Raw genomic sequence first — 20,879 nt, forward strand, 5'->3', positions numbered from 1 at the left:
GCTAACTCCAAAGTCATATTGCTGATGACTCATTATGCGTACAAGCGTGCGCTGAAATATAGAGTTATAGTTCACATAAATAAAATAAACAGTAAAAATAGAACAAGCATATTTATAGATTGGCAGCACAACCGCCAAGTGCAATCATCGAACCTCGCTATTAAAAACTATCGATACTAAACACTTTACGTAACAACTGCACTTGTCGACGGCTTACGTCGATCTCCTGTCCGTTATTCATATGCACTTGCAAGCTTCCAGATGCCATCCCTTCCTCAATTTTTTCAATTTGATCAACGCGCACAATATCACTACGACTAGCTTTAAAAAAAAGAGTGGGATCAAGCCTTTTTTCTACTTTAGACAGGGAGATATGAAGGTAGGATTTCCCTGAGTCAGAATAAACTGCAACATGATTTCCCAAAGACTCAAAACGAAAAATTTCATTTATTCTGACAATTTTATAATCAGAGCCAAATTTAAGAAGTAAACCATGATTATCAGGTAAACACTGAATATCGTCTGACTCTGTCTCATCATGAGACTCTTGTACAAGTCGTACTTTATTCAAAACCGCTTCTAGTCGATCTGGCATTATTGGCTTAACAATGTAATCAAAAGCATTCAGTTCAAACGCATCGACGGCATGCTCACTAAAAGCAGTACAAAATACCAAGTGAAACTGCTCGGATTCGGCCTGTTTGGCAAACTCCAAGCCATCCATCTCAGGCATCTGTATATCAACAAAGACTAAATCAACAGATGTTTTTTTTAGAAGTTCAAGCGCCTGGTGGCCATCTTCTGCCTCACCAACTATCTCAATATCTGCATGCATACTCAGCAGGCGGGTTAGCTCAATTCGGGCTAAGTACTCATCATCAACGATTAACACTTTTAGCATGGGGAAGCTCCATTGAAACAGTAAATAACTCATTGTCTAACGCACTTGAAAACTTATATTGTCGTGCAAACATCAATTCAAGTCGCTTTTTGACATTATGTAATCCAACTCGAGTACCTGGCTGACTTTTGCTTGAATAAACAGTGTTTGTCACTGATAATCGCCACATATTTGATGTCAAAGACTGACTCTCTATACGAATAAACCCAGGTTTACTACTAGTTGAAATACCATGTTTGATGGCATTCTCAGCTAACGTCAACAGGGTCAATGTCGGAATTGATTCGCGTAAAGTACTCTCATCAAGATCAACGATTAATTCTAATCTTTTATCAAAACGAACTTTTTCAATAGACAGATATTTAGACGTCAGTAACCAGTCTTGCTCAAGCGTTGACTGAATTTTAATTTGTGATTGCATCTGACTTCGTAGTAAATCAGATAAAAGAGTCAGTACTTCAGCCGCTTTTTCTTGATCTGCAAAAATTAATGCCCTGATGCTATTTAACGTATTAAACAGAAAGTGTGGGCTTAATTGATTGGTTAACTGTTGTATTTGACTCTCATTAACCTGTACTTGTAACTCTTTCTTATTTTTATGGAAATGCCAAACTAAGTAAGCAACACTCCATAAAAATAGCGTCGCAAATGACTCTAAGCAGCCAATAATAACAATGGCTAACAAGGTCACTTCTCCCCCCATCTTGCCCTTTTCCGTAACCACTTGGATCTGGCTGATGTCAGTGCCCTTTAAGAAGCTCATTTGCCCCATGCTATAAGAGATTAAAAAATAGATAAAAGAGATTAAAGCAACGTACAGCAAGCCTTTAAATGTGCTACGAAGATCCACACTTGAACCAATCAAGTTCATTCTGAGATAGGGGCGAATCAAACAGTGACATACCCCCACTAATAAAGCAGCCTCTAAAAAAGAGCGAAGAATAATATCGTTATAATGACGATCAGGAACCTCTATTAATGAGAGCATCACTGACCAAGTCAAAATAAAATGCAGCCAAAACATAATAAGCATGGCTGCACGGTAGCTTTTACTGGTATTACGACTATTTAAATAAAAATTTAATAACCACTTAGGCTCAGTGGTACTACTCATAGCGTAAGGCATCGATAGGATCCAATTTTGACGCTTTAATTGCAGGTGCAATACCAAAAACAACACCAATTATTCCACTAAAGCCTAACGCAAGCCAAATTGCCCATGCCGGCACAGTTAAAGAACCAATAACAGGCATAAACATAAAAACAACTCCCGCTAAAAGATAACCTAATAAAATACCAACCACGCCACCGAAAAGTGCTAAAACACTAGCTTCAACTAAAAATTGAGTCAGAATAATTCTAGATGTTGCCCCTAAGGATTTTGCGATCCCTATTTCTTTTGTTCTCTCAGTTACAGATACAAGCATGATGTTCATAATCCCTATGCCACCAACAATCAAACTAATACCAACAACCCCAGCAGCTACATAGGTAATAGAATCAGTAATATCACTAAATTGTTTACGTGTTCTTTCTGCTGTTTCAAATTCAAAAAAGTCTTGTTCTGGCTCAGTTAATCGATATTTTTTTCTTAGTAGGCTACGAATCCTATCATTTAGCAGAGCCAAATCGACCCCAACTTCTGGACGGAAAACAATATCAATATTATTAGTTCGATCCGTTCCATTTAATGAACGTATCGTACTGAAAGGCGCGATAATATAATTATCTTGATCAAATCCGAATAAACTTCCTCGAGTCTCTGCAATACCGATAACTTTAAACCACTCTTCGCCCAGTAATATAAATTCACCAACTGGATGAGAGGGAAGGTTTAACTTTTTTAACACAGAACTACCAACAAATACAACTCGCCGGCGCTTTGCATCATCTGTATTCGAAAGGAAACGACCTTCTACAGGAAATATGTTAACAACATTTTGATAATCACTCTCAGTGCCTATCACTTGTGTATGAGTGCTGTATTGACCAAAACGAGCTTCAGAGCCAAAACTAAATGCTCGCATTTTTGCTGCAATATCTTTAATCCCCAGCACTTTGCTTTTAATTAATAGGTAATCATCATAGGTAAGTTGATTTGTCACACCAAGCATCTCCAGCTCTGTATTGGTATGCGCTTTTATCGTAACCATATCACTGCCTAAGTCTTTAAGCTGATTCCCAACTCCTTGACTCAACCCCTCCATAATTGAAACCACTGTGATAACGGATGCCACACCGATAATAATACCTAACGTCGTAAGTGCACTTCGAAAGCTATGGGCAAAAATAGATTCAATCGCGGCAACAGAGCCTTCATATGCACTATGAAATATTCGGTTTAACATGCCAGCCCCCAGCTAACTCTTTCTTTTGAAACATCAGATGCAAGTAATCCATCGACTAACCTAACCTCTCGTTGGCAGTGATCTGCAATATCTTGTTCATGGGTGACTAACACAACGGTTTGCCCCTGTTCATGCAACTGGTCAAACAAAGCCATGATCTCTTGTGTTGTCTTGCTGTCCAAGTTTCCAGTAGGCTCATCACCCAACAATATTTCAGGCTCGGTGACTAAAGCTCTGGCTATCGCAACTCTCTGTCTTTGGCCTCCTGACAACTGACTAGGAAACGAGTTAACTTTATCTCCTAGACCAACTTTATCTAATGCACTCAATGCTCGGCGCTTACGTTCAACAGATGACATTGAGCGGTATTTTAATGGATGAATAACATTCTGTAGTACGCTTTGACGGGGTAACAAATTGAAACTTTGGAAAATAAATCCTATTGAATGATTTCTAACATGGGCCAATTGATCTTCATCATAGTTAGCCACATTTTGGTTATTCAACTGATACTCACCATTTGTAGGAGTAGACAAACAACCAAGGATATTCATTAAAGTCGACTTTCCTGAGCCCGAGGGGCCTGTAATCGCAACAAACTCATTGTGATTGATTGTCAGATCAATCCCTTTCAGTGCCACATAACCTTCATCACCGATTTGGTAAGTTTTGCTCACGCCTTTTAGTTCAATGATCGCATTAGATTGACGCATGATAGCTCTCCTTATGTTCCACCTCAGTGCCATTTCTCAATGCTTTTACTTGGCGACTTGGGCCAACAATGACCAACTCTTTATCTGCGAGCCCAGACAAAACAATCTGCTCAGTATCCGTAGATAAACCAAGTTGCACGTTACGTCTAACGGCTTTATTCTCTTCAACAACCCACACAAAATTTGCACCATCAAGCTGTTTTACAGCCGCTATTGGTATAATTAATTCGACACCAGAGCGGGCCAGAACAATCTCAGCACGACAGCTCATTCCTGGGTACACAACATCCCCTTTCTGAAGAATAACCTCAACCTTGTAGTAGAGTCCTTTGTTAATTCCGTCCTTTTTTGCTGAAGTACTAATAGAAGATATCTGACCTAAAGATGCTTTTTGCGGTGTTGCTGCAGCAAATACCTCGACTTCTTGACCGATCTCGATATTGGAAACATCTGCTTCATCGACTCTGATTTGGGCAACATAAGAGTCAACATCAGCCAAGGTCATTAAAGGACTGCCAACTATGTTGGTTGTGCCAGCAATTACCGTTTCCCCCTCTTTTATATCTACTGTAGAAATCAGCCCATCTATCGCAGCAAGAAAACGAGATTGATCTAAACGATTCTGACTTTGAGTTAACACCGCTTTATATTGCTCCAGCCCCTGTATTGCGGATTTCACATTAATCTTCGCCACTTTTAATTGGCTTTGTAGTTGTGCAGCAGTATCTTGATCCGTTAAACCTTTGCCCAACAACTCTCGGTACTGGCCTGCTCGACGAGAAGCTTCATTAGCTATCTCTTCTAAACGCTGAATCTCAATTAATTGAATTTCAACAGCAGCACGAGCTCTACGAACTTCAGCGATAAAAATTTTAGGATCCAGCTCCATAAGCAACTCACCTTTTTTTACAAGCTGCCCCTCCTTTACATAAACCCTATTAACAATTCCTGTCACTTCAGAGCGTATTTGTATTTCACTAGCAAACCTTAAGTTACCAGATGCCAAGATGGTGTCATTAATTCTGTCTTCTGAAACAACATGAGTATCAACAACAAGGCTATCGGATAACGACTTCTCCTTACTTACCAAGATCAAAAGAGAGACGCTAAATAAAATAAAAGCAAATGATAATATTTTTTTCATCTTAAACTCCAAGCTCTCATTAAGAGCAAGCTAAACAAATAGAAACCAGATACCAAAGAATGCAAAATATGGAAAAGCAGAGATAAATACCGCCATCATTGGCTTCATGTTAAAGCACTTCCTCAAGCCTAAAATTGAGATAGTTATCGACCAAAGCAAAAACAGGTTAAGTGAGGTAAGCAATCCATATGCAGAATCATTGCTACTCAAGTTGAAAAATAGCTGATCTAAAGATGCGTAGTGAATTAACGATAGAGGTAAGTCTGATGTTGAAGAGCTCAAGAAAAGAAATGAGAATCCAACATAGTTAACTATCCAAGGTAGCTGACACCACGAGATAAAATAGAACCAATCTCTAAAAGTGAACTTACCTATACCAATACTCGATACCTTTGCCAAAAAAGTAAAAAAAACACTTAATCCTAAGACTGTAAAAAGGTGAGCCACAATGGTCATGCCACCAACAAATGCCCAGGTATATGGCAAAGTTTTCATCATCATATCCTGTGCAATCTCTCGCTCTTGAATGCTCAATTCACCAACTTGATCCAACTGTTGAGCTAATAACCACTCATTCGTCATCCCGCCAAAGAACAAGTAATAACTAACTAGTATCAAGCCAGACAAAATCACTAGCACAATACTGCTTTGCCGCTGGTTATATTCAAACCTTTCAAATAAAGCACTAGGTGCAACAAATGCATCCAATACTGTGTTAACTGTTGTCATAAGAATTCTCTCTCAACTAAAAGTACATAAAGGAAAAGTAGCAAGAACGATGCAACTCAACGCATGAAAAGTGATAAACGGTCACATAAGAGGATTTTCGGTAAACTTTTAGAAGATGTGAGAGCAGGCAAAAACACTTGGGGGGTTAGCGATTAAATATAAAACAAAAATAAGGGAGTAGCAGGTTACTATTGATGTGAGTAAGCGCCTAAACTACACATTCAAGTTTAAGCGCTTACTGAAAATAGATTCAATACTTTACCTTATCCCTACCTGAAATAGCCCAGGCTAGAATACCAAACCAAACTATCCAAGATATCCCCGCAGGAATGTTTGCAGCCATAATCTTTCCTTTATGCTGACGGTTAAGCAATACAGCAATAATTGATGGTAAAAAATAGATAGCAAACAGTAGTGGTAGAAGTAAAACCATTTTTCCAGAACCAAAATTTGAAATAAACATAATATTATCCTCAATAAAATTTATTAAACTAAACCTAAAATAGATTGATGTTGACGACTAAGTTCAGCAACGAGCTTAGAGTTTGACTTAATACCTAGAGACTCCAGTAATTCGGATTTTTTATCTGCTTCACTTTCAACAGAAACTAATGCTTTAACAGCTCTGAATCTATCTTCTTCAATGCAAGTACTTCTTGCATAGCGCTCCATAAACTCACGACTTCTATCATTCCTCATCTCAGCAATAAGGTGCAAAACAGGCTCAACAGATGAATTCGAAGTGACTGTGCTATTGGCGATTCTTGAACAGGTCTCATCAAATACATATTGAGGTCGTAAGTGAGCAAACATAGTTGACGGCATGATGTTTAAAGAGACGGATAACTCATCAGCAGGGAGTTGATTATGCACATCTTTATAAGCTCGATATAGCATAACTTCGCCTTCAGTTAAATTCTTGCGCTCAATAAAACGCAAGTCTACAGGCTCACCGGGATAGCCGATAACATCATAGTAATCATATTCATAGTAGTCACTTGCGTAACCAGGACCTGTATATCCTGAAGTTAGAAAGCTAAAGTTATGATCATGTGGCACATGATAGAAAAAGGATTTTTCACCTGATATCGTAAGTAATGGGTCATTTTTTGCTAACCAGATATTCGCTCTCATAAAGAAGTTAATACCTTTAGAGGCAGGCTTTAGCATAATAACTTGTGGGGTATATTTATTGGTTTTCTTTTGAACATCACAATGCTTTTCAAGCTCAGCCATTAATATTTCTGGTAAAAAAGTCTTGTTGTTATTTAACTTTTTCAAAATAGGAGCAACAGTTTGAAAGCTCTCATCATCTGACGAATCAAATTTACTTTCTACCAGCTGCTCATAGCAGTCATCTAGCTCTATTGACTCTGTAATATTACTCAATTCAAATTTCAACGGCATAATAATTCCCCTTACTTTTATTGGTTAATTACAGAAACGTTCAAACAAAAAAATTAACGATTAATCTGTAAATTTGGATTAATTAAAGGTTATCAATCATTGTTGACTCATATGGCTGGAAAGTGAAAAACGGTCTATTTAAATGATTTTCGGTAAAGAGAATTTTAGATGGCATATCTAGGAGACAAAGCATATAAAGTAAATATTGTGTAACCCACTATAATAACCAATAAAATTTAGATACTAGATACTAGATACTAGATACTAGATACTAGATACTAGATACTAGATACTAGATACTAGATACTAGATACTAGCAATGAAGAAACAGAGGCGCAGCCACCAATGTAGCCGCATTTTCAATCAAGATTCTACTAATGGAAGCTAGTTAAGATGCCTTTTTCAGTAACTGTTGCTGGACTAGGTTCCAAGTTTGTGTGGCTGCAAAACGCACCTCTTCATGAACATCTGATTTAGCCATAAACTCCAACTCCTCTAGGACTAAAAGAGCATCCAATCCTAATAACTGCTGCATTGCATACCAACGTATGTAATGTTGAGGATGTGATAAAAACTTCTTAATTGTGGGCACAGCATCAATATAGTTCATCGACTTTAACAGAGAAATATGAAGCTGTACTCTAGAATCAATTTCATCTGATGGATTTTGAAACTTCAACTTATAGTCATAAGCTGAGAACATTAAACTTAATGGAGAGCTATTTCTCTTTACCTCCAAAGAGATGACTATAGAGTTATCAGTTGATGACTCGAACATATAAGTTTCGTTTGCTTTTTTGTAAACAACATCACCATCGTTAACTATTTTATTTCCATCAAATTGACAACTAGCACCTTCAAGCTTTTTAACTGGTGTATTATGTGACCAGTTGGATATATTCATACCTCCGGACTTTATAAAATAAGTAACAGTCTCTCTACCATAGAATGAAACACCTCTCTCTTTTAGGTTCATCTTACTCTGTGATTTATATTTACTTAATAGCCCACTATCTATAATATCAAGACTTAAATCAAAGTGGTCATTACTATCTATAATTATTCTTTGTGCGAAAGATGTAGTATGCCCAGCAATAGGATAAACATAAAATTCATCAGCCTCCATATTACTGATCCCTTCAGATATAATGCTATTAATAACAGCACTTGACTTATCTCCAATAATAGATGAGATCTTGTCTATATCCACGTCATTTCCCTCAATCATGACCTCCCTTAATTTATGTACAAGATCGAAATCAAGATTAGATTTACGGCTTTTCTCCATACGATGAACAGTACTCTCCCAGTTCGACGGATTAGTCATAAACGTCTCTAACTTTTTATTAAATTTCATCTTATCTCTTCCTTATATTAAATATTAGAGTGAGGGGGGAGCCAACTTGAATACAAGATACAAACACAAGTCGGCGACCCATATATAATTTAAAATTGAATCAACACAACCATTACACCGATACAGATTGGGCCACCAACCACTTGAAGTTGAGAGGTTCCAGCTACACCAAATTGTGATTTAAGTTTTTCTGTATTTTCAATTTTCATTTTTATTTCTCCTAGTTAAATAATTAAAATATAATTAAAATAGACATAACAGCGTTACAGATTGGGCCACCAACCACTTGCAGTTGAGAGGCTCCTGCTACACCAAATTGTGATTTAAGTTCTACTGTATTTTCAATTTTCATTTTTTCCCTAGCTAACTTATTAAAATGTGATTAAAACAACCATAACACCGATACAGATTGGGCCACCAACCACTTGCAGTTGCGAGGTTCCTGCTACACCAAATTGTGATTTAAGTTCTGCTGTATTTTCAATTTTCATGTTCATTTCCCCTAGTTAACTTATTAGAATGTGATTAAAACAACCATAACACCGATACAGATTGGGCCACCAACCACTTGCAGTTGCGAGGTTCCTGCTACACCAAATTGTGATTTAAGTTCTGCTGTATTTTCAATTTTCATGTTCATTTCCCCTAGTTAACTTATTAAAATGTGATTAAAACAACCATAACACCGATACAGATTGGGCCACCAACCACTTGAAGTTGAGAGGTTCCAGCTACACCAAATTGTGATTTAAGTTCTGCTGTATTTTTAATTTTCATTTTATTTCCCTTAGTTAATTTATTAAAACCTAATTAAAACAACCATAACTCCGACACAAATTGGGCCACCAACCACTTGCAGTTGAGAGGTTCCAGCTACGCCAAATCGTGATTTAAGTTCTGTTGTGTTTTCAATTTTCATTTTATATTCCTCATATTGAAAGTTATTTAACACCTTACTTATAGTTCTATTTAAACTAAGCTTTCGCTTGAGTTAGATAATATTAAATAATTAGATATATTTTGTTAAAATATGACAAACGGTAAATAAAAGTGATAAACGGTAAAATGCTTTTTCAAAGCGACTATTCATCTCAACCACACCAATTATTACGAAAATCAATAGTAAGTTCATATAAGCTGATGAATAACTTCAGAGTTATAGGAGTATAAGCATAGGGCACAATTCACTAGCAATAGACGCCGTTTCGGCTTAGGATCTGAGCAGTGCAAATATGAGCACTTAACAGAATCAGATTGTGGAGTAAGCAGACATTATGGGTATCAGAGCCATAGTTGTAGATACAGCAGGTACGACAACCGACCTTAATTTTATTAAAGACACGCTTTTTACGTATTCAGCTAAAGCTTTACCCGACTTTCTAAAAGAAAATGAGTCTAATGTCCTAGTCGACAACTGCATCTGTGATGTTAAAGATATTGCACTTGAACCTGATGCTGATTTGGATCGCGTGGTTGAGATCCTGCAACAATGGGTTGAAGAGGATCGTAAAGCAACACCATTAAAAACTCTGCAAGGCTTAATCTGGAAGCAAGGTTATGCCCGTGGCGAATTTACCGGTCATATCTTCCCTGATTTCATTGAAGCCATAGAGCGTATCAAGCAAAGCAATATGCGCATCTATAGCTTCTCATCAGGTTCTGCAGAAGCACAAAAATTACTGTTTAGTCATAGCGACGCTGGTGATTTGACTCCTCATTTCGACGGCCATTTCGATACTCGTACCGGTAATAAGCTGTTTAAACAAGCTTACTGCAACATCATCAACACCATCAGCTTGGCGCCTAAGCAAGTGCTGTTTATCTCTGATGTAGTAGAAGAGCTAAAAGCCGCTGAAGAAGCCGGTATGCGCACGATGCAAATGGTGAGAAGCCAAGATCAACGTACTGGCTCACATAAGCAGATAGCAAGCTTTGAAGAGCTGACGTTCTAGTCTACTCATCAAGCCAAAAAAGCACTCTAAACAGAGTGCTTTTTACTATGACTTGTTCGGTAAGATGCTATAACGCTCCTTTAACCTATCCCAGTTCGCTGTCTGACGAAAATACTCCTCTTCACAATAAAGATCTCTTTCAATAGAAAGCTGCTCTTTCGGAATAATGTCAGCGTATTTTTCTGGATCACTGCCATAAATTAAGCAGAGGGTACTGAAGTAACGCTGGGCATCTAAGCTATGTTCATCCCAAAAATGATCATCATCAAACTCATCTATATCTCCATCTTCCAGAGAAAACAAATCAGCCGCACTTAAGGCGATATCAGTACCATTTTCGAATGAATGGATAAGCAGCAGAGTCGCTAACGTATCGGCAGCATCCTCCTCTTTTCCTAGCACCACAACTTGATTAGCAAAAATAAATGCATGGCCATATTCATGACCTAAAGTATGCAAAATAGCATCCTGTGTCGCTTCAATAGGTGAAACACTGGTCTCTTGGTAATTATCTTTCTTAAAACGGGTAAGCACCTCAGTCACAAACTCATAGGGAATGTGCACCTCCATCAATTCAGGATCAAAAAAGGGTCCCTCTTTAGCACCGTATTTAATCTGAAGGTTTGACTCTATCGGCAATTCATCCACAAGGATCTGTATTTGCAGCTCAACCGATTTAATCACCTCTTGAGCACGTTTATCAGCATCACTTGAAGCAGGAAGATAAGTTTGTATCGTTTTAGCTGATAGATTAGAAATTGAAATAACACAAAGTATTGTTAGTAATAGATAAAATCGTTTCATTCTTTTCACCTTATAACCTAGCTTGTTGCCACTATGCCATCCTGTTATGCTAAACCCAAGTCAAACACATGTTTGAATACCGACTAAATGACGAGGCAAAAAGATGGATGACTTTATCGAGCAACACCCTATCCACACTGAGATACCTGTTGCTTGGGGAGAGATGGATGCACTGCAACACGTCAATAACGTCGTATATTTCCGCTATTTCGAATCGGCTCGCATCGATTTTTTTACTCAAATAGGCCTTTTCAAAGAGTTGCAAACGGCCAGTATCGGTCCAGTCTTAGCTGATAATAATGCACGTTATAAACGCCCAGTCACCTACCCAGACAACTTGCTTGTTGGGGTCACGATTAGCGATGTGCAGACAGATCGATTTATGATGCACTACACAGTATTTAGCAAAGCTCAGCAAGCTGTGACTACCTTAGGTAGTTCACTGGTTGTTATGTTTGATTTCAAAACAGGCAAAAAATCAGTGCTAAGTGGTGAGCTGCTAGCATCACTCAAAAGCCATGAAAAGCAGGTTTAGAGATTATACTGATTGGTCTTAGGCATTAACTGGAGAATTATGATGACCGACATTAACGTGTTACACCAGCCAGATTTAAATCGGTTTGTCATCAATATCAATGAACAACAGGCTGTATTAACCTATCTACTTTATGATGACCGGATCGATTTTAATCACACTTTTGTGCCCGACGAATTACGCGGTATGGGGCTGGCAGAGAAGCTGGTTCGTCATGGTCTAGACTGGGCTAAGCAGCAAGATAACAAGATTGAAGCCAGCTGTTGGTATGTGCAGAAGTTTCTATAAATCTATAAAACTAAGCGCCTGTCAGTTGAGATAACTGCGCTTTTACATCGTCAGAGATAGCTTGGCTCTTATCGATGGTGTAATCGTAGTGCACTAATGTTGTCTTAGCTTCGGCTGTTTTCTTACCTTGCTGCCAACTCTCCTGCGCCACTTCAAAGCTACTGTTACCAACACGGCTTATCCAAGTCTTCACCAATACCGGCTTACCATAGTTGGTTGGTGAGGTATAAGCGATGGTAAAACCTGCAACAATCAAATTCCATTTAGTCAGATCTAGACTGGGGTTAAAAATCTCAAATATAGGCTCACGCGCTGCTTCGAACCATACTGGGATAACAGTATTATTGATATGACCTAAACCATCGGTTTCATTAAATCTTGGCTGGATCTCTAAGTTAAAAAAAGTCTCTGGCACGTCTAAATATCCTCTTATTGTTGTTATTCTCTTTATACCAATTAACGTCACGCAGTGACATCAATAGAGATGCGAAGCAGATCTATTTGCAGACGTTAGCGAAGTTTTTAGTGAGATGCAATCAACACGGTAAAAGCAAAAAGGATGCCTAAGCATCCTTTTTGTTGTTTATATGGGAGCGTTATCTCGCATACATCTTATCGATTTCACGGGAGTACTTGTTGTAAATCACCTTACGTCTTAGCTTCATTGTCGGCGTAATAAGTCCCGCTTCCATAGAGAACGCTTCTGGCAATAAGGTAAATTTCTTAATCTTCTCAAATCCAGCAAGGTCGCTTTGTAGTTCCACAAGTTGCTGCTCATAATGTTCAATCACGCGAGGATTACGCAGTAAATCCATCGGTGATTCATAATGAATCCCCTGACCTTTTGCCCACGATTCCAATACTTCAAATGCAGGAACAATCAAGGCTGACACATAGTTTTTACCGTCAGCAACGATGGCTACCTGTTCAATGAGAGGGCAACAACCCACCTTACCTTCAACGCGTTGCGGCGCGATATACTTACCGTTAGAGGTTTTCATCAACTCCTTGATACGGTCAGTAATAAACAAGTTGCCCTGTTCATCGATACGGCCTGCATCGCCAGTTTTCAACCAACCATCTTCAAAGGTTGCTGCAGTCTCTTCTGGACGATTATAGTAACCGCGCATCACAGTATCACCACGAACCAAAATTTCGTTATCTTTGCCTAGCTTAATCTCAACATCAGGCAAAACCTGACCGTTAGAACCCGGTACACGGTTAGCTAAGGTATTACAGGTCGCGGTCGCAGTGGTTTCTGTCATGCCATAACCACACAGTACTGGCACATCGATACCTTGGAAAAAAGCACTAACATTCGGATCAAGTGCAGCACCACCCACAGGCATAAACTTCAAACGCCCACCTAAAACCTGCTTCAATTTACTGAAAACCAGTTTATCAGCCAATTTCCACTGCAAACTTAAGCCCAGTGAAGCTTTATGTCTGCCTTGACCCACTTCAGATTGCTTATGTCCTACAGACATAGCCCAAGTGAACATTCTTTGTCTAAGTTCAGGAGCTTTAATCACTTTATCCTGTACTGCACTATACACTTTTTCTAAAAATCTTGGCACAACACATAAGGTGTGTGGACGAACTTCAACAATCGCCTCTTTAACCGCCATCGGATTTTGCAGATAAACGTTGTGCCCGCCTCGACAAAGCACGTAAAAAGTCCAACCTCGTTCAAATACATGGCTCAAAGGAAGAAAAGCCAGTGATACATCACCTGAAGTGAAAGGAAGCAATTGGTCATGCTGGCGCACCATAGAAGCGATATTACGATGATCTAACATCACGCCTTTAGGATCGCCCGTGGTACCTGAGGTGTAGATAATCGTCAGTAGATCGTCGAGGGTAGCATCATCCAAACGTTGATTTAACTCAATCAAGTCATTTGAAGAGTAGGTGTTCTCAATAAGATCATCTAAATAGTAGTGGTTAGGCTTATCTTGCAACTGAACACTTTTATCAAACACTACGATGTGTGTGATGCTTTCACATTGCCCAGCTAATTCACAGGCCATCTTGTAGTTGCCAGCATCACCGACAAAAACTAATTTGGCACTAGCATCATCGACGATATATTTGGCTTGCTCAAAGGTGCTAGTTGGGTAGATAGGCACAACACTTAGACGTGATTTTAGACTCGCGACATCGGCACAGGTCCACTGAGGACAGTTCTGCGATAGGATCACTGTGCGATCTTGTACTTCCAGATCAAAATGGATGAGAGCCAGAGCTATTTGAGTGCTGATTCGCTCAAAATCCTGCCAGCTAACCTGATGCCATGGGGCAGCCATTTCGAATCCTTCGAGCGCGATTGCATCACCCATTTCATGGCTTTGCTTTTTAATTAAACGTGTTACGTGATATTGCTCGAGAGACATAATTTGGGACCTTTTAAGCGTACAGGTGTACCTCTTTTTTCCATTTTACTTTAGAAAACAAAAAAAAATAAGAGTATTTGCTCAAACTTTGCAATTTCGATCACAGATATAACTGAAAAGATTTATTATAAAACATCACCTTGCCAGAGCTTTTGTCTTCCCCACCAAATGGTTACGATAGAAACAAGCGCAAGAAGAACATCGATACCCAGTATCAGCCAAATACTTCTTCCATCGCCAGAAACATCGAAAGAGGTTGATATCCATACTGAATGACAAATAATAATCAACATAAGAGCAGAAAGCTGCATTGGGGTTTTACAGGCACTGCCGACAGCTAAAATAACACCACAACCGAAAAATGTACTTAACATAAGGTGCAAACAAACCCATATCGTAATTTCAGGGTTAAATAAGCTAATCAGTCCCGAGGTTAATCCCATCAGGCCAACCAATATCATCAGCAGCTTAAACTGACTCCGATTAAACGCATCTATCATTCCTTGTTTACCGTCAAATCCCGGCAACATATAGAGTGCTTCTACGGCTCGCCAGCGATGAATACGACTCCAGTGCACCATAGAGCAAGTCACACAACTAAACTGAGTAAACAGAAACAGTGCTGGAATATCCAAGCCTAAAACCTTAGAGAGCACTGCGGCGGTTAATGTCAGTAACGGCATCATTAAAATAAACATACTGAGCAAGGGGCCCATAAAAAAATTTACAGGGTGCAACCAGAGTTCCAATTTAGCCAACAAGGGATTCGACTTAAAGCTTGGAAGCCACACGCCACCCATCTCTTGTGCATTAAGATAAACCGTTCTGGCCTGCGGATGCCAAGGATTCGAACTCGTCCTTTGCCATAAAAGCCAAGCTAACACTCCATTAGCAATAAACAGAGGTAAATTTATCTCTTGAGGAAGTTGGCTAGCTAAAGATGAAAGAAATAAAAGGAAAAGATAGAGCACTACAGACCAATAGTAAGTTTGCACTTTAACCAAACACAGGTAGATAAAAATTAACCCCGCAGCAGTGGCTAGCTGTAATTGAACAAGGCTCCCCTCAATGCCTGAAACAAGTGATATTAACGTACACACAATAAAGGAAAAAATAAGCAGACTTGCCGCCTGAAACTGCAGATTTTGTCGGTATTGAGGGAGCAGTATCGACCACTCAGTGGCGGCTAATCGATTTAATTGCCAAGCGACAGAGATTGAGACAGAGACTTGGAACATGCTCAGCATTAATGAAACGACTTCAGATTTTTCAAACCAGAAAACAGGGATTAACATGACCATCCCAAGTAGCGCGACGCCCATAAAACTGGCACTGACTACGTCGCAGAACCAGATCCTCGACATGCCATTGAATCGGCTAAGCACTCTTTCTAGCTGAGTTGGCTTACTATTGGGTTTGTCAGTGGCCAGATTCATTGTGGCGTCTCACTGCGGTGCAGTGCCACAAATAACTGTTCTAAATTCAGCGATTCAGCCTGCATATTGGGACAACGTGCTGCTGAATAGTTGTCCACCAGCACCTTGTTACCTTGCTTATTCAATACTCGCACCTCATCGGCAATGGAATCTCCCTCCGCTAAAGTCAGTAATTTTACCTCCTCGCGAACGCTATCCATTTCCTTAAAAAGCACCAGTTCCCCTTTTCTCATTAGGGCTAAATGACTCGCAACTCGCTCAAGATCAGAAGTGATATGGGATGAAAACAGTACTGCAGAGCCTGACTCTATGGCTAAATCAAACAGATCTGACATGAATTTTCGACGAGCGATGGGATCTAAACTGGCTACGGGTTCATCAAGAATTAACAGCTTAGGTTTGTATGCCATTGCCATCATTAAAGCCAAGGATTGACGCTGACCAACAGACATTCTCTGTACTTGCTGGTCTTCATCCAAATCAAAACGCAACAACCAATCAGCTTCCAGCTCACTATCCCAGTTGGGATAAAAACTACTGTGTAGTGCTAAGGCTCTGGAAACCGTGAAGCCTTCATAACCGAAGGGCTGCTGTGGTACATAACCTATTTGCGTTTTGGCTTCGGAACTCAGTTGATGAACAGGCTCACCTAAGGTGGTTATCTCACCGCTACTTGGTTCAATAATCCCGAGAGCACAACGCATCAAAGTCGACTTCCCTGCGCCATTTTGGCCAAGCAAACCGACCACCATACCTGGATATAACTGGATGCTCAGCTTACTAATCGCGGTTTTATCGACAAACTGTTTAGTCACATCACAAAATTCGAGGAGCGGTGCTAGCGGCATATCCATACTTCAATCCTTTGTTTATTATTCTACTTATTGCGACTCAAGCTCATAACCAACAAGCATCTATCAATTTTTTTAGTTCATCCTGACTAATACCTAACTGCTTAGCCTGAGCCAGCAGTTCGGTGACTTGTGGCTTTAACAATTGCACACTGGACGTGCTGTCACTGGTTTCGCGATTAGCAACTCGAGTCGCTTGGCCACGTCTTCGTTCCAACCAGCCCTGCTCCACAAGCTGCTGCACCGCCCTTGATACTGTCATAGGGTTTACAGAAAGATGTTCAGCCATCTGCCTTACCGAAGGTAACACCTGTTCAGCTTCAAGTTGGCCACCCACAATCAAACGCACGATCTGTTCGCTTAATTGTCGATATATCGGTTCGCCACTACTGGGGTTGACATTTATTTGTTCTAACATTAGCCTTTAGACACTGTATTAATACATTGATACACTACTGCAGTTAATTTAGCATAGATAAGATATATTTCAACAAAGGATATAAGCATGATGCATCACGGACTGCAAATGGGAGGTGACTCTCTCCTCTCCCATATTCGCCATAGAAGGATTCCTGTCACTCGATTAATCAGTGCACTAGTGATCACAGGGCTTGTTATGAGCCTTCCAGCATTTGCTGATGACACAGCGTCAGGTACTCCAAAGGAAAGTGACCAGAGCAGTTGTTACTTAGACGGCCTATCTGAACAGCTCACCTGTGGCTATATCACCGTTCCAGAGAATGCCAATAAGCCTGACGGCAAACAGATTCAAATTCATTATGCCGTGCTGCCCGCCATCAAAAGCAGTGGCCACAGTGAGGCCTTTTTGGCGATTGCAGGCGGACCGGGCCAATCAGCCATGGACAATGCCGCTTTTTTTAATCGCACCTTCAGTAAAGTCAGGCAGCAAAGAGATATTTTACTGATTGATCAGCGCGGCACCGGGCGCTCTAACATTCTAAATTGTGAGGCAGAAGGAGCCGAAAATGCCCTTGCAATCAATGAAGCCGATTTTGACACCACTAAAGAAACCCAGACTTGCTTAGATAACCTAAGTGATAGCGATGTCACTCAATATGGCAGTCTCAATGCGCTAGAGGATTTCGAAGCAGTTCGACAGCATCTTGGCTATCAAAAACTGCATATTTACGGCATCTCCTATGGCACACGCATGGCTCAACTTTATATGCGCCATTACCCTGAAGTACTCTCAACTGTCACCATCGATGGTGTCGTGCCTATGCAGCAAAACGTATTGGTTATCGGGCAAGCGATTAGTCGCGCTTTCGATCTTCTCCTTCAAAATTGCGCTGACAATGCTTTATGTAATAACCAATTCCCTCAACTTAGAGCGGAGTTAGAATCCGTCGACGCTAAGCTGGCCATCGCACCGATAATCACTCAGGTACGGGATCCGCTTACAGGCGACAGCACTCAACTGACCATGACTCGTGCTAAGTTTATGGGCGCCATCCGTATGGCGTTCTACTCATCTAGCATACGTGCGCTTCTGCCTCACGCTATTCACCAAGCAGCGAATGATAACTTCCAAGCTATCATGGGTTTGTATGCCCTAAATCTCGATAGCACAGGGATTGCAATGGGAATGCATGCTTCAGTGGTTTGTGGCGAAGATTGGCAAAGAATGACCCCAAGCGAACGCGAAGAGGTCAATAGCACCTATTTTGGTCAAGAGATGATTAAGGGCTTTGAGCAATCATGCTCAGTCTGGAACGTACCCGCAGTTGATGAAAGCTTCTCTGCTCCGATCAGCAGCGACATTCCCACACTGGTTTTATCTGGTCAAGTCGACCCAGCAACACCGCCAAGCTGGGGAAAACTGGCGATGGAAAAACTCACTAACGCCAAACATTTTGTTGCCCCTTATGCCACCCACGGTGTTGCTGGTCAATCCTGTGGCAACGATCTTGTCGCACAGCTTGTCGAGACGGGAGGTGTAAGTGAATTAGACGGTGAATGTCTAAATAAAGATGTTCGCCGTAACTTCTATCTCAATGCCAGCACAGTAGAAGCCATTCCCGTTGATAATTCAGAGCAAACTGTTGAGCAAGGAGATAGCCATGATTAAGGTCTGCGATCTGTCGAAGAAAATCGGCGATGTTCAAGCACTCAATAACTTAAGTTTCGAGGCCAAAGATGGCCAAATCACCGGACTACTTGGGCCTAATGGCGCTGGAAAAACCACGTGTTTACGTACCGTATTTGGTCTACTGCAAGCAGACAAAGGGCACGCTGAGATAGATGGTATTGATGTAGCTAAATCCCCAATCGAAGCTAAACAAAAACTGGGATTATTCCCTGATCCATTTGGTCTGTATGAACGCCTCACACCAAGAGAATACGTCAGCTACTTCGCTGAGCTAAATGGCTTATCGCGACAAGAAGCCAAAGCTGCAACTCAAAAAGTACTGACTCAACTGCACATGGATGATATTGCCGATCGCCGCTGTAAAGGATTCTCCCAAGGTCAGCGCATGAAAACCGCATTAGCGCAGGCGATAGTCCACCAGCCAACCAACATCATTCTCGATGAGCCAACACGCGGGTTAGATGTGATGAGTACCCGAGTGCTCAGAGATCTATTGAAGGAGCTTAAAAACCAGGGGCACTGCGTACTGTTTTCAAGCCATGTGATGCAAGAGGTCGCCGCATTATGCGACCAAGTAATCGTAATGGCTGAGGGGAAAGTTGTCGCGGTCGGCAGCCCTGATGAGCTTTGCCAGCAAACAGGAAAGGATTCTTTAGAAGACGCCTTCATTCAACTGATCGGCACCGACGAAGGAATAGCAGCATGATAAGCAATATTATGACCATGGTCAGAAAAGAGCTGATAGACGCAGCCAGAGACAAGCGATCTGTGATGGCAGGACTCTATTATGCCATCGGCACACCCTTGATGATGTGTGGCATGTTTATGCTGTTGATCGGACAGATGACCAGCCCTGAAGATCTAAACATCAAGATTGAAAATAGTGACAATGCACCAGATCTAGTTAAGTATCTTTCCAGTAAAGGGATCACTCATGGTGACAGTCAAAGTACCAATGACAAAGGTGATCAACTGGATGTTAAAGATATCCGCTTGGTGATCAGTGATGATTACGCCGCACAAATGGCTAAAGGCCTAAGTGCAGAGATAACGCTTATTGCAGATAACTCTAACGAGAAACTGCAAAAGTCTATTCGTCGCCTTGAGCGAAACCTGCAGACATATAGCGCAGAGATGGGCAGCTTACGATTAATAGCTAGAGGAATAGATCCCAGAGTTGTTCAGCCCATCAAGGTCAATGTCGAAGATGAAGCCACTGCTGATTCTAAAGGTGGGGTGATATTAGGTGTCGCGACCATGACGATGATCTACGCTGTGTTTATCTCAGGAATGAACCTGGCCATAGACACCAGTGCTGGAGAGCGTGAACGAAATTCATTAGCCCTACTGCTTAGTCATCCGGTTTCGACCCGAAATATCGTACTCGCGAAGGTTTTTTCTGTAACTGTGTTTGCCATGATAGGCCTACTATTAACCCTGATTATGTCCAAGATATCCTATGCATTTGTCCCCTGGCAGGAGCTTGGATTTACCGTCACAATCAGCACTGAGTTTATCTTACTCATGCTATTGATTGGCCTGCCCATCGCATTAATGGCCGCCAGTCTGCAGCTCTTTGTCTCCTTTATGGCTAAGAGTTTTAAAGAGGCTCAGTCTTACCTCACCTTAGTGCTAATTGTTCCCATGATGTTGTCGATGGCTGCCAGTTATAACATTGCACCAGATACCTTGCAGTGGCTACCCGTATCCGGTCAACAACAAGCTTTAATCGCCTTTATCAAAGGCCGTGAAATCCCCATGCTACAGCTTTTACTGTCTTCAGTTACCACCTTAATCATCGCCATAGGCCTGACTTTAGGCATGGAAAAATCACTTAAGAGTGAGAAGATCGTATTCGGTTTATAAATAAAACCCCAGAGCGAACATCGCTCTGGGCCTACATTCAAAAAG

21 protein-coding genes are annotated in these 20,879 nt (G+C 40.7%); 6 read left to right on the top strand and 15 right to left on the bottom strand.

Annotation, left to right across the window (positions count from 1 at the left end):
* Positions 1-160 precede the first annotated feature (160 nt).
* The 9 genes from FN961_RS13960 to FN961_RS14000 all read right to left on the bottom strand — a co-directional run bounded on the left by FN961_RS13960 (position 161) and on the right by FN961_RS14000 (position 8,599).
* Positions 161-901, bottom strand: coding sequence for a LytR/AlgR family response regulator transcription factor (locus FN961_RS13960; protein ID WP_144040791.1), 741 nt, complete (start codon positions 899-901; stop codon positions 161-163).
* Positions 879-2,027 (bottom strand): sensor histidine kinase, encoded by a 1,149-nt coding sequence (locus FN961_RS13965; RefSeq protein WP_144040792.1) that lies wholly within the window; start codon positions 2,025-2,027, stop codon positions 879-881. The genes FN961_RS13960 and FN961_RS13965 overlap by 23 nt, the downstream gene beginning before the upstream one ends.
* A complete protein-coding gene (locus tag FN961_RS13970; protein WP_144040793.1) occupies positions 2,008-3,249 on the bottom strand; it encodes an ABC transporter permease in 1,242 nt (413 codons plus the stop codon). The genes FN961_RS13965 and FN961_RS13970 overlap by 20 nt, the downstream gene beginning before the upstream one ends.
* Positions 3,243-3,962, bottom strand: a complete 720-nt coding sequence (locus FN961_RS13975) for an ABC transporter ATP-binding protein (protein ID WP_144040794.1) — start codon at positions 3,960-3,962, stop codon at positions 3,243-3,245. Before FN961_RS13975 ends, FN961_RS13970 begins: the two co-directional genes overlap by 7 nt.
* The gene (locus FN961_RS13980; protein WP_144040795.1) at positions 3,949-5,106 is read right to left on the bottom strand and encodes an efflux RND transporter periplasmic adaptor subunit; all 1,158 of its coding nucleotides are present in this window, start codon (positions 5,104-5,106) and stop codon (positions 3,949-3,951) included. The genes FN961_RS13975 and FN961_RS13980 overlap by 14 nt, the downstream gene beginning before the upstream one ends.
* A 30-nt stretch (positions 5,107-5,136) precedes the next feature.
* The gene (locus tag FN961_RS13985; RefSeq protein ID WP_144040796.1) at positions 5,137-5,835 is read right to left on the bottom strand and encodes a YIP1 family protein; all 699 of its coding nucleotides are present in this window, start codon (positions 5,833-5,835) and stop codon (positions 5,137-5,139) included.
* Between the two features lie 250 nt (positions 5,836-6,085).
* Positions 6,086-6,298: a superinfection immunity protein gene (locus FN961_RS13990; protein WP_144040797.1), complete on the bottom strand. Its 213-nt coding sequence runs from the start codon at positions 6,296-6,298 to the stop codon at positions 6,086-6,088.
* A 23-nt stretch (positions 6,299-6,321) separates the two neighbouring features.
* Positions 6,322-7,236 carry a transposase gene (locus tag FN961_RS13995; RefSeq protein WP_144040798.1) on the bottom strand — a complete coding sequence of 305 codons (915 nt, stop codon included), beginning with the start codon at positions 7,234-7,236 and terminating at the stop codon, positions 6,322-6,324.
* 394 nt (positions 7,237-7,630) lie between these two features.
* Positions 7,631-8,599: a hypothetical protein gene (locus FN961_RS14000; RefSeq protein WP_144040799.1), complete on the bottom strand. Its 969-nt coding sequence runs from the start codon at positions 8,597-8,599 to the stop codon at positions 7,631-7,633.
* A gap of 1,274 nt (positions 8,600-9,873) precedes the next feature.
* Here FN961_RS14000 and mtnC point away from each other — a divergent pair.
* A complete protein-coding gene (gene mtnC, locus FN961_RS14005; protein WP_144040800.1) occupies positions 9,874-10,551 on the top strand; it encodes an acireductone synthase in 678 nt (225 codons plus the stop codon).
* A gap of 45 nt (positions 10,552-10,596) precedes the next feature.
* Here the strand turns inward: mtnC and FN961_RS14010 are convergent, their stop codons facing one another.
* Entirely contained in the window at positions 10,597-11,355 is a 759-nt protein-coding gene (locus tag FN961_RS14010) for a DUF4344 domain-containing metallopeptidase (RefSeq protein ID WP_144040801.1), read from the bottom strand.
* Between the two features lie 103 nt (positions 11,356-11,458).
* On the opposite strand from FN961_RS14010, the gene FN961_RS14015 reads away from it, so the two are divergent.
* Both FN961_RS14015 and FN961_RS14020 read left to right on the top strand, forming a co-directional pair.
* Positions 11,459-11,890, top strand: a complete 432-nt coding sequence (locus tag FN961_RS14015) for an acyl-CoA thioesterase (RefSeq protein WP_144040802.1) — start codon at positions 11,459-11,461, stop codon at positions 11,888-11,890.
* A gap of 42 nt (positions 11,891-11,932) precedes the next feature.
* Entirely contained in the window at positions 11,933-12,178 is a 246-nt protein-coding gene (locus FN961_RS14020) for a GNAT family N-acetyltransferase (RefSeq protein ID WP_144040831.1), read from the top strand.
* Between the two features lie 10 nt (positions 12,179-12,188).
* On the opposite strand, the gene FN961_RS14025 is transcribed toward FN961_RS14020, so the two are convergent.
* From FN961_RS14025 to FN961_RS14045, 5 genes are all read right to left on the bottom strand, one after another.
* Entirely contained in the window at positions 12,189-12,593 is a 405-nt protein-coding gene (locus FN961_RS14025) for an acyl-CoA thioesterase (RefSeq protein ID WP_144040803.1), read from the bottom strand.
* A gap of 181 nt (positions 12,594-12,774) precedes the next feature.
* Positions 12,775-14,571, bottom strand: a complete 1,797-nt coding sequence (locus FN961_RS14030) for an AMP-dependent synthetase/ligase (RefSeq protein WP_144040804.1) — start codon at positions 14,569-14,571, stop codon at positions 12,775-12,777.
* A gap of 125 nt (positions 14,572-14,696) precedes the next feature.
* Entirely contained in the window at positions 14,697-16,007 is a 1,311-nt protein-coding gene (locus FN961_RS14035) for a hypothetical protein (protein WP_144040805.1), read from the bottom strand.
* Positions 16,004-16,861, bottom strand: a complete 858-nt coding sequence (locus FN961_RS14040; RefSeq protein WP_144040806.1) for an ABC transporter ATP-binding protein — start codon at positions 16,859-16,861, stop codon at positions 16,004-16,006. Before FN961_RS14040 ends, FN961_RS14035 begins: the two co-directional genes overlap by 4 nt.
* A gap of 43 nt (positions 16,862-16,904) precedes the next feature.
* Positions 16,905-17,276, bottom strand: coding sequence for a GntR family transcriptional regulator (locus tag FN961_RS14045; RefSeq protein WP_144040807.1), 372 nt, complete (start codon positions 17,274-17,276; stop codon positions 16,905-16,907).
* 90 nt (positions 17,277-17,366) lie between these two features.
* On the opposite strand from FN961_RS14045, the gene FN961_RS14050 reads away from it, so the two are divergent.
* Genes FN961_RS14050 through FN961_RS14060 form a run of 3 tightly spaced genes read left to right on the top strand, consistent with a single transcriptional unit; the run spans position 17,367 to position 20,834 of the window.
* Entirely contained in the window at positions 17,367-18,947 is a 1,581-nt protein-coding gene (locus FN961_RS14050; protein ID WP_373293419.1) for an alpha/beta hydrolase, read from the top strand.
* Entirely contained in the window at positions 18,940-19,674 is a 735-nt protein-coding gene (locus tag FN961_RS14055; RefSeq protein ID WP_144040809.1) for an ABC transporter ATP-binding protein, read from the top strand. Before FN961_RS14050 ends, FN961_RS14055 begins: the two co-directional genes overlap by 8 nt.
* Positions 19,671-20,834 carry an ABC transporter permease gene (locus tag FN961_RS14060; RefSeq protein WP_144040810.1) on the top strand — a complete coding sequence of 388 codons (1,164 nt, stop codon included), beginning with the start codon at positions 19,671-19,673 and terminating at the stop codon, positions 20,832-20,834. The genes FN961_RS14055 and FN961_RS14060 overlap by 4 nt, the downstream gene beginning before the upstream one ends.
* Positions 20,835-20,879: the final 45 nt, after the last annotated feature.

The organism is Shewanella hanedai (genome assembly GCF_007197645.1).
Taxonomy (GTDB): domain Bacteria; phylum Pseudomonadota; class Gammaproteobacteria; order Enterobacterales; family Shewanellaceae; genus Shewanella; species Shewanella hanedai.

What these genes read in the sequence shown, in the direction of transcription:
- FN961_RS14040 (WP_144040806.1), bottom strand. Translation starts at nt 16,861, where the DNA reads ATGGATATGCCGCTAGCACCGCTCCTCGAATTTTGTGATGTGACTAAA.
- FN961_RS13960 (WP_144040791.1), bottom strand. Translation starts at nt 901, where the DNA reads ATGCTAAAAGTGTTAATCGTTGATGATGAGTACTTAGCCCGAATTGAG.
- FN961_RS13975 (WP_144040794.1), bottom strand. Translation starts at nt 3,962, where the DNA reads ATGCGTCAATCTAATGCGATCATTGAACTAAAAGGCGTGAGCAAAACT.
- FN961_RS14035 (WP_144040805.1), bottom strand. Translation starts at nt 16,007, where the DNA reads ATGAATCTGGCCACTGACAAACCCAATAGTAAGCCAACTCAGCTAGAA.
- FN961_RS13985 (WP_144040796.1), bottom strand. Translation starts at nt 5,835, where the DNA reads ATGACAACAGTTAACACAGTATTGGATGCATTTGTTGCACCTAGTGCT.
- FN961_RS13965 (WP_144040792.1), bottom strand. Translation starts at nt 2,027, where the DNA reads ATGCCTTACGCTATGAGTAGTACCACTGAGCCTAAGTGGTTATTAAAT.
- FN961_RS14030 (WP_144040804.1), bottom strand. Translation starts at nt 14,571, where the DNA reads ATGTCTCTCGAGCAATATCACGTAACACGTTTAATTAAAAAGCAAAGC.
- FN961_RS14045 (WP_144040807.1), bottom strand. Translation starts at nt 17,276, where the DNA reads ATGTTAGAACAAATAAATGTCAACCCCAGTAGTGGCGAACCGATATAT.
- FN961_RS13990 (WP_144040797.1), bottom strand. Translation starts at nt 6,298, where the DNA reads ATGTTTATTTCAAATTTTGGTTCTGGAAAAATGGTTTTACTTCTACCA.
- FN961_RS14010 (WP_144040801.1), bottom strand. Translation starts at nt 11,355, where the DNA reads ATGAAACGATTTTATCTATTACTAACAATACTTTGTGTTATTTCAATT.
- mtnC (WP_144040800.1), top strand. Translation starts at nt 9,874, where the DNA reads ATGGGTATCAGAGCCATAGTTGTAGATACAGCAGGTACGACAACCGAC.
- FN961_RS13980 (WP_144040795.1), bottom strand. Translation starts at nt 5,106, where the DNA reads ATGAAAAAAATATTATCATTTGCTTTTATTTTATTTAGCGTCTCTCTT.
- FN961_RS14000 (WP_144040799.1), bottom strand. Translation starts at nt 8,599, where the DNA reads ATGAAATTTAATAAAAAGTTAGAGACGTTTATGACTAATCCGTCGAAC.
- FN961_RS14015 (WP_144040802.1), top strand. Translation starts at nt 11,459, where the DNA reads ATGGATGACTTTATCGAGCAACACCCTATCCACACTGAGATACCTGTT.
- FN961_RS14020 (WP_144040831.1), top strand. Translation starts at nt 11,933, where the DNA reads ATGACCGACATTAACGTGTTACACCAGCCAGATTTAAATCGGTTTGTC.
- FN961_RS14055 (WP_144040809.1), top strand. Translation starts at nt 18,940, where the DNA reads ATGATTAAGGTCTGCGATCTGTCGAAGAAAATCGGCGATGTTCAAGCA.
- FN961_RS14060 (WP_144040810.1), top strand. Translation starts at nt 19,671, where the DNA reads ATGATAAGCAATATTATGACCATGGTCAGAAAAGAGCTGATAGACGCA.
- FN961_RS14050 (WP_373293419.1), top strand. Translation starts at nt 17,367, where the DNA reads ATGCATCACGGACTGCAAATGGGAGGTGACTCTCTCCTCTCCCATATT.
- FN961_RS13970 (WP_144040793.1), bottom strand. Translation starts at nt 3,249, where the DNA reads ATGTTAAACCGAATATTTCATAGTGCATATGAAGGCTCTGTTGCCGCG.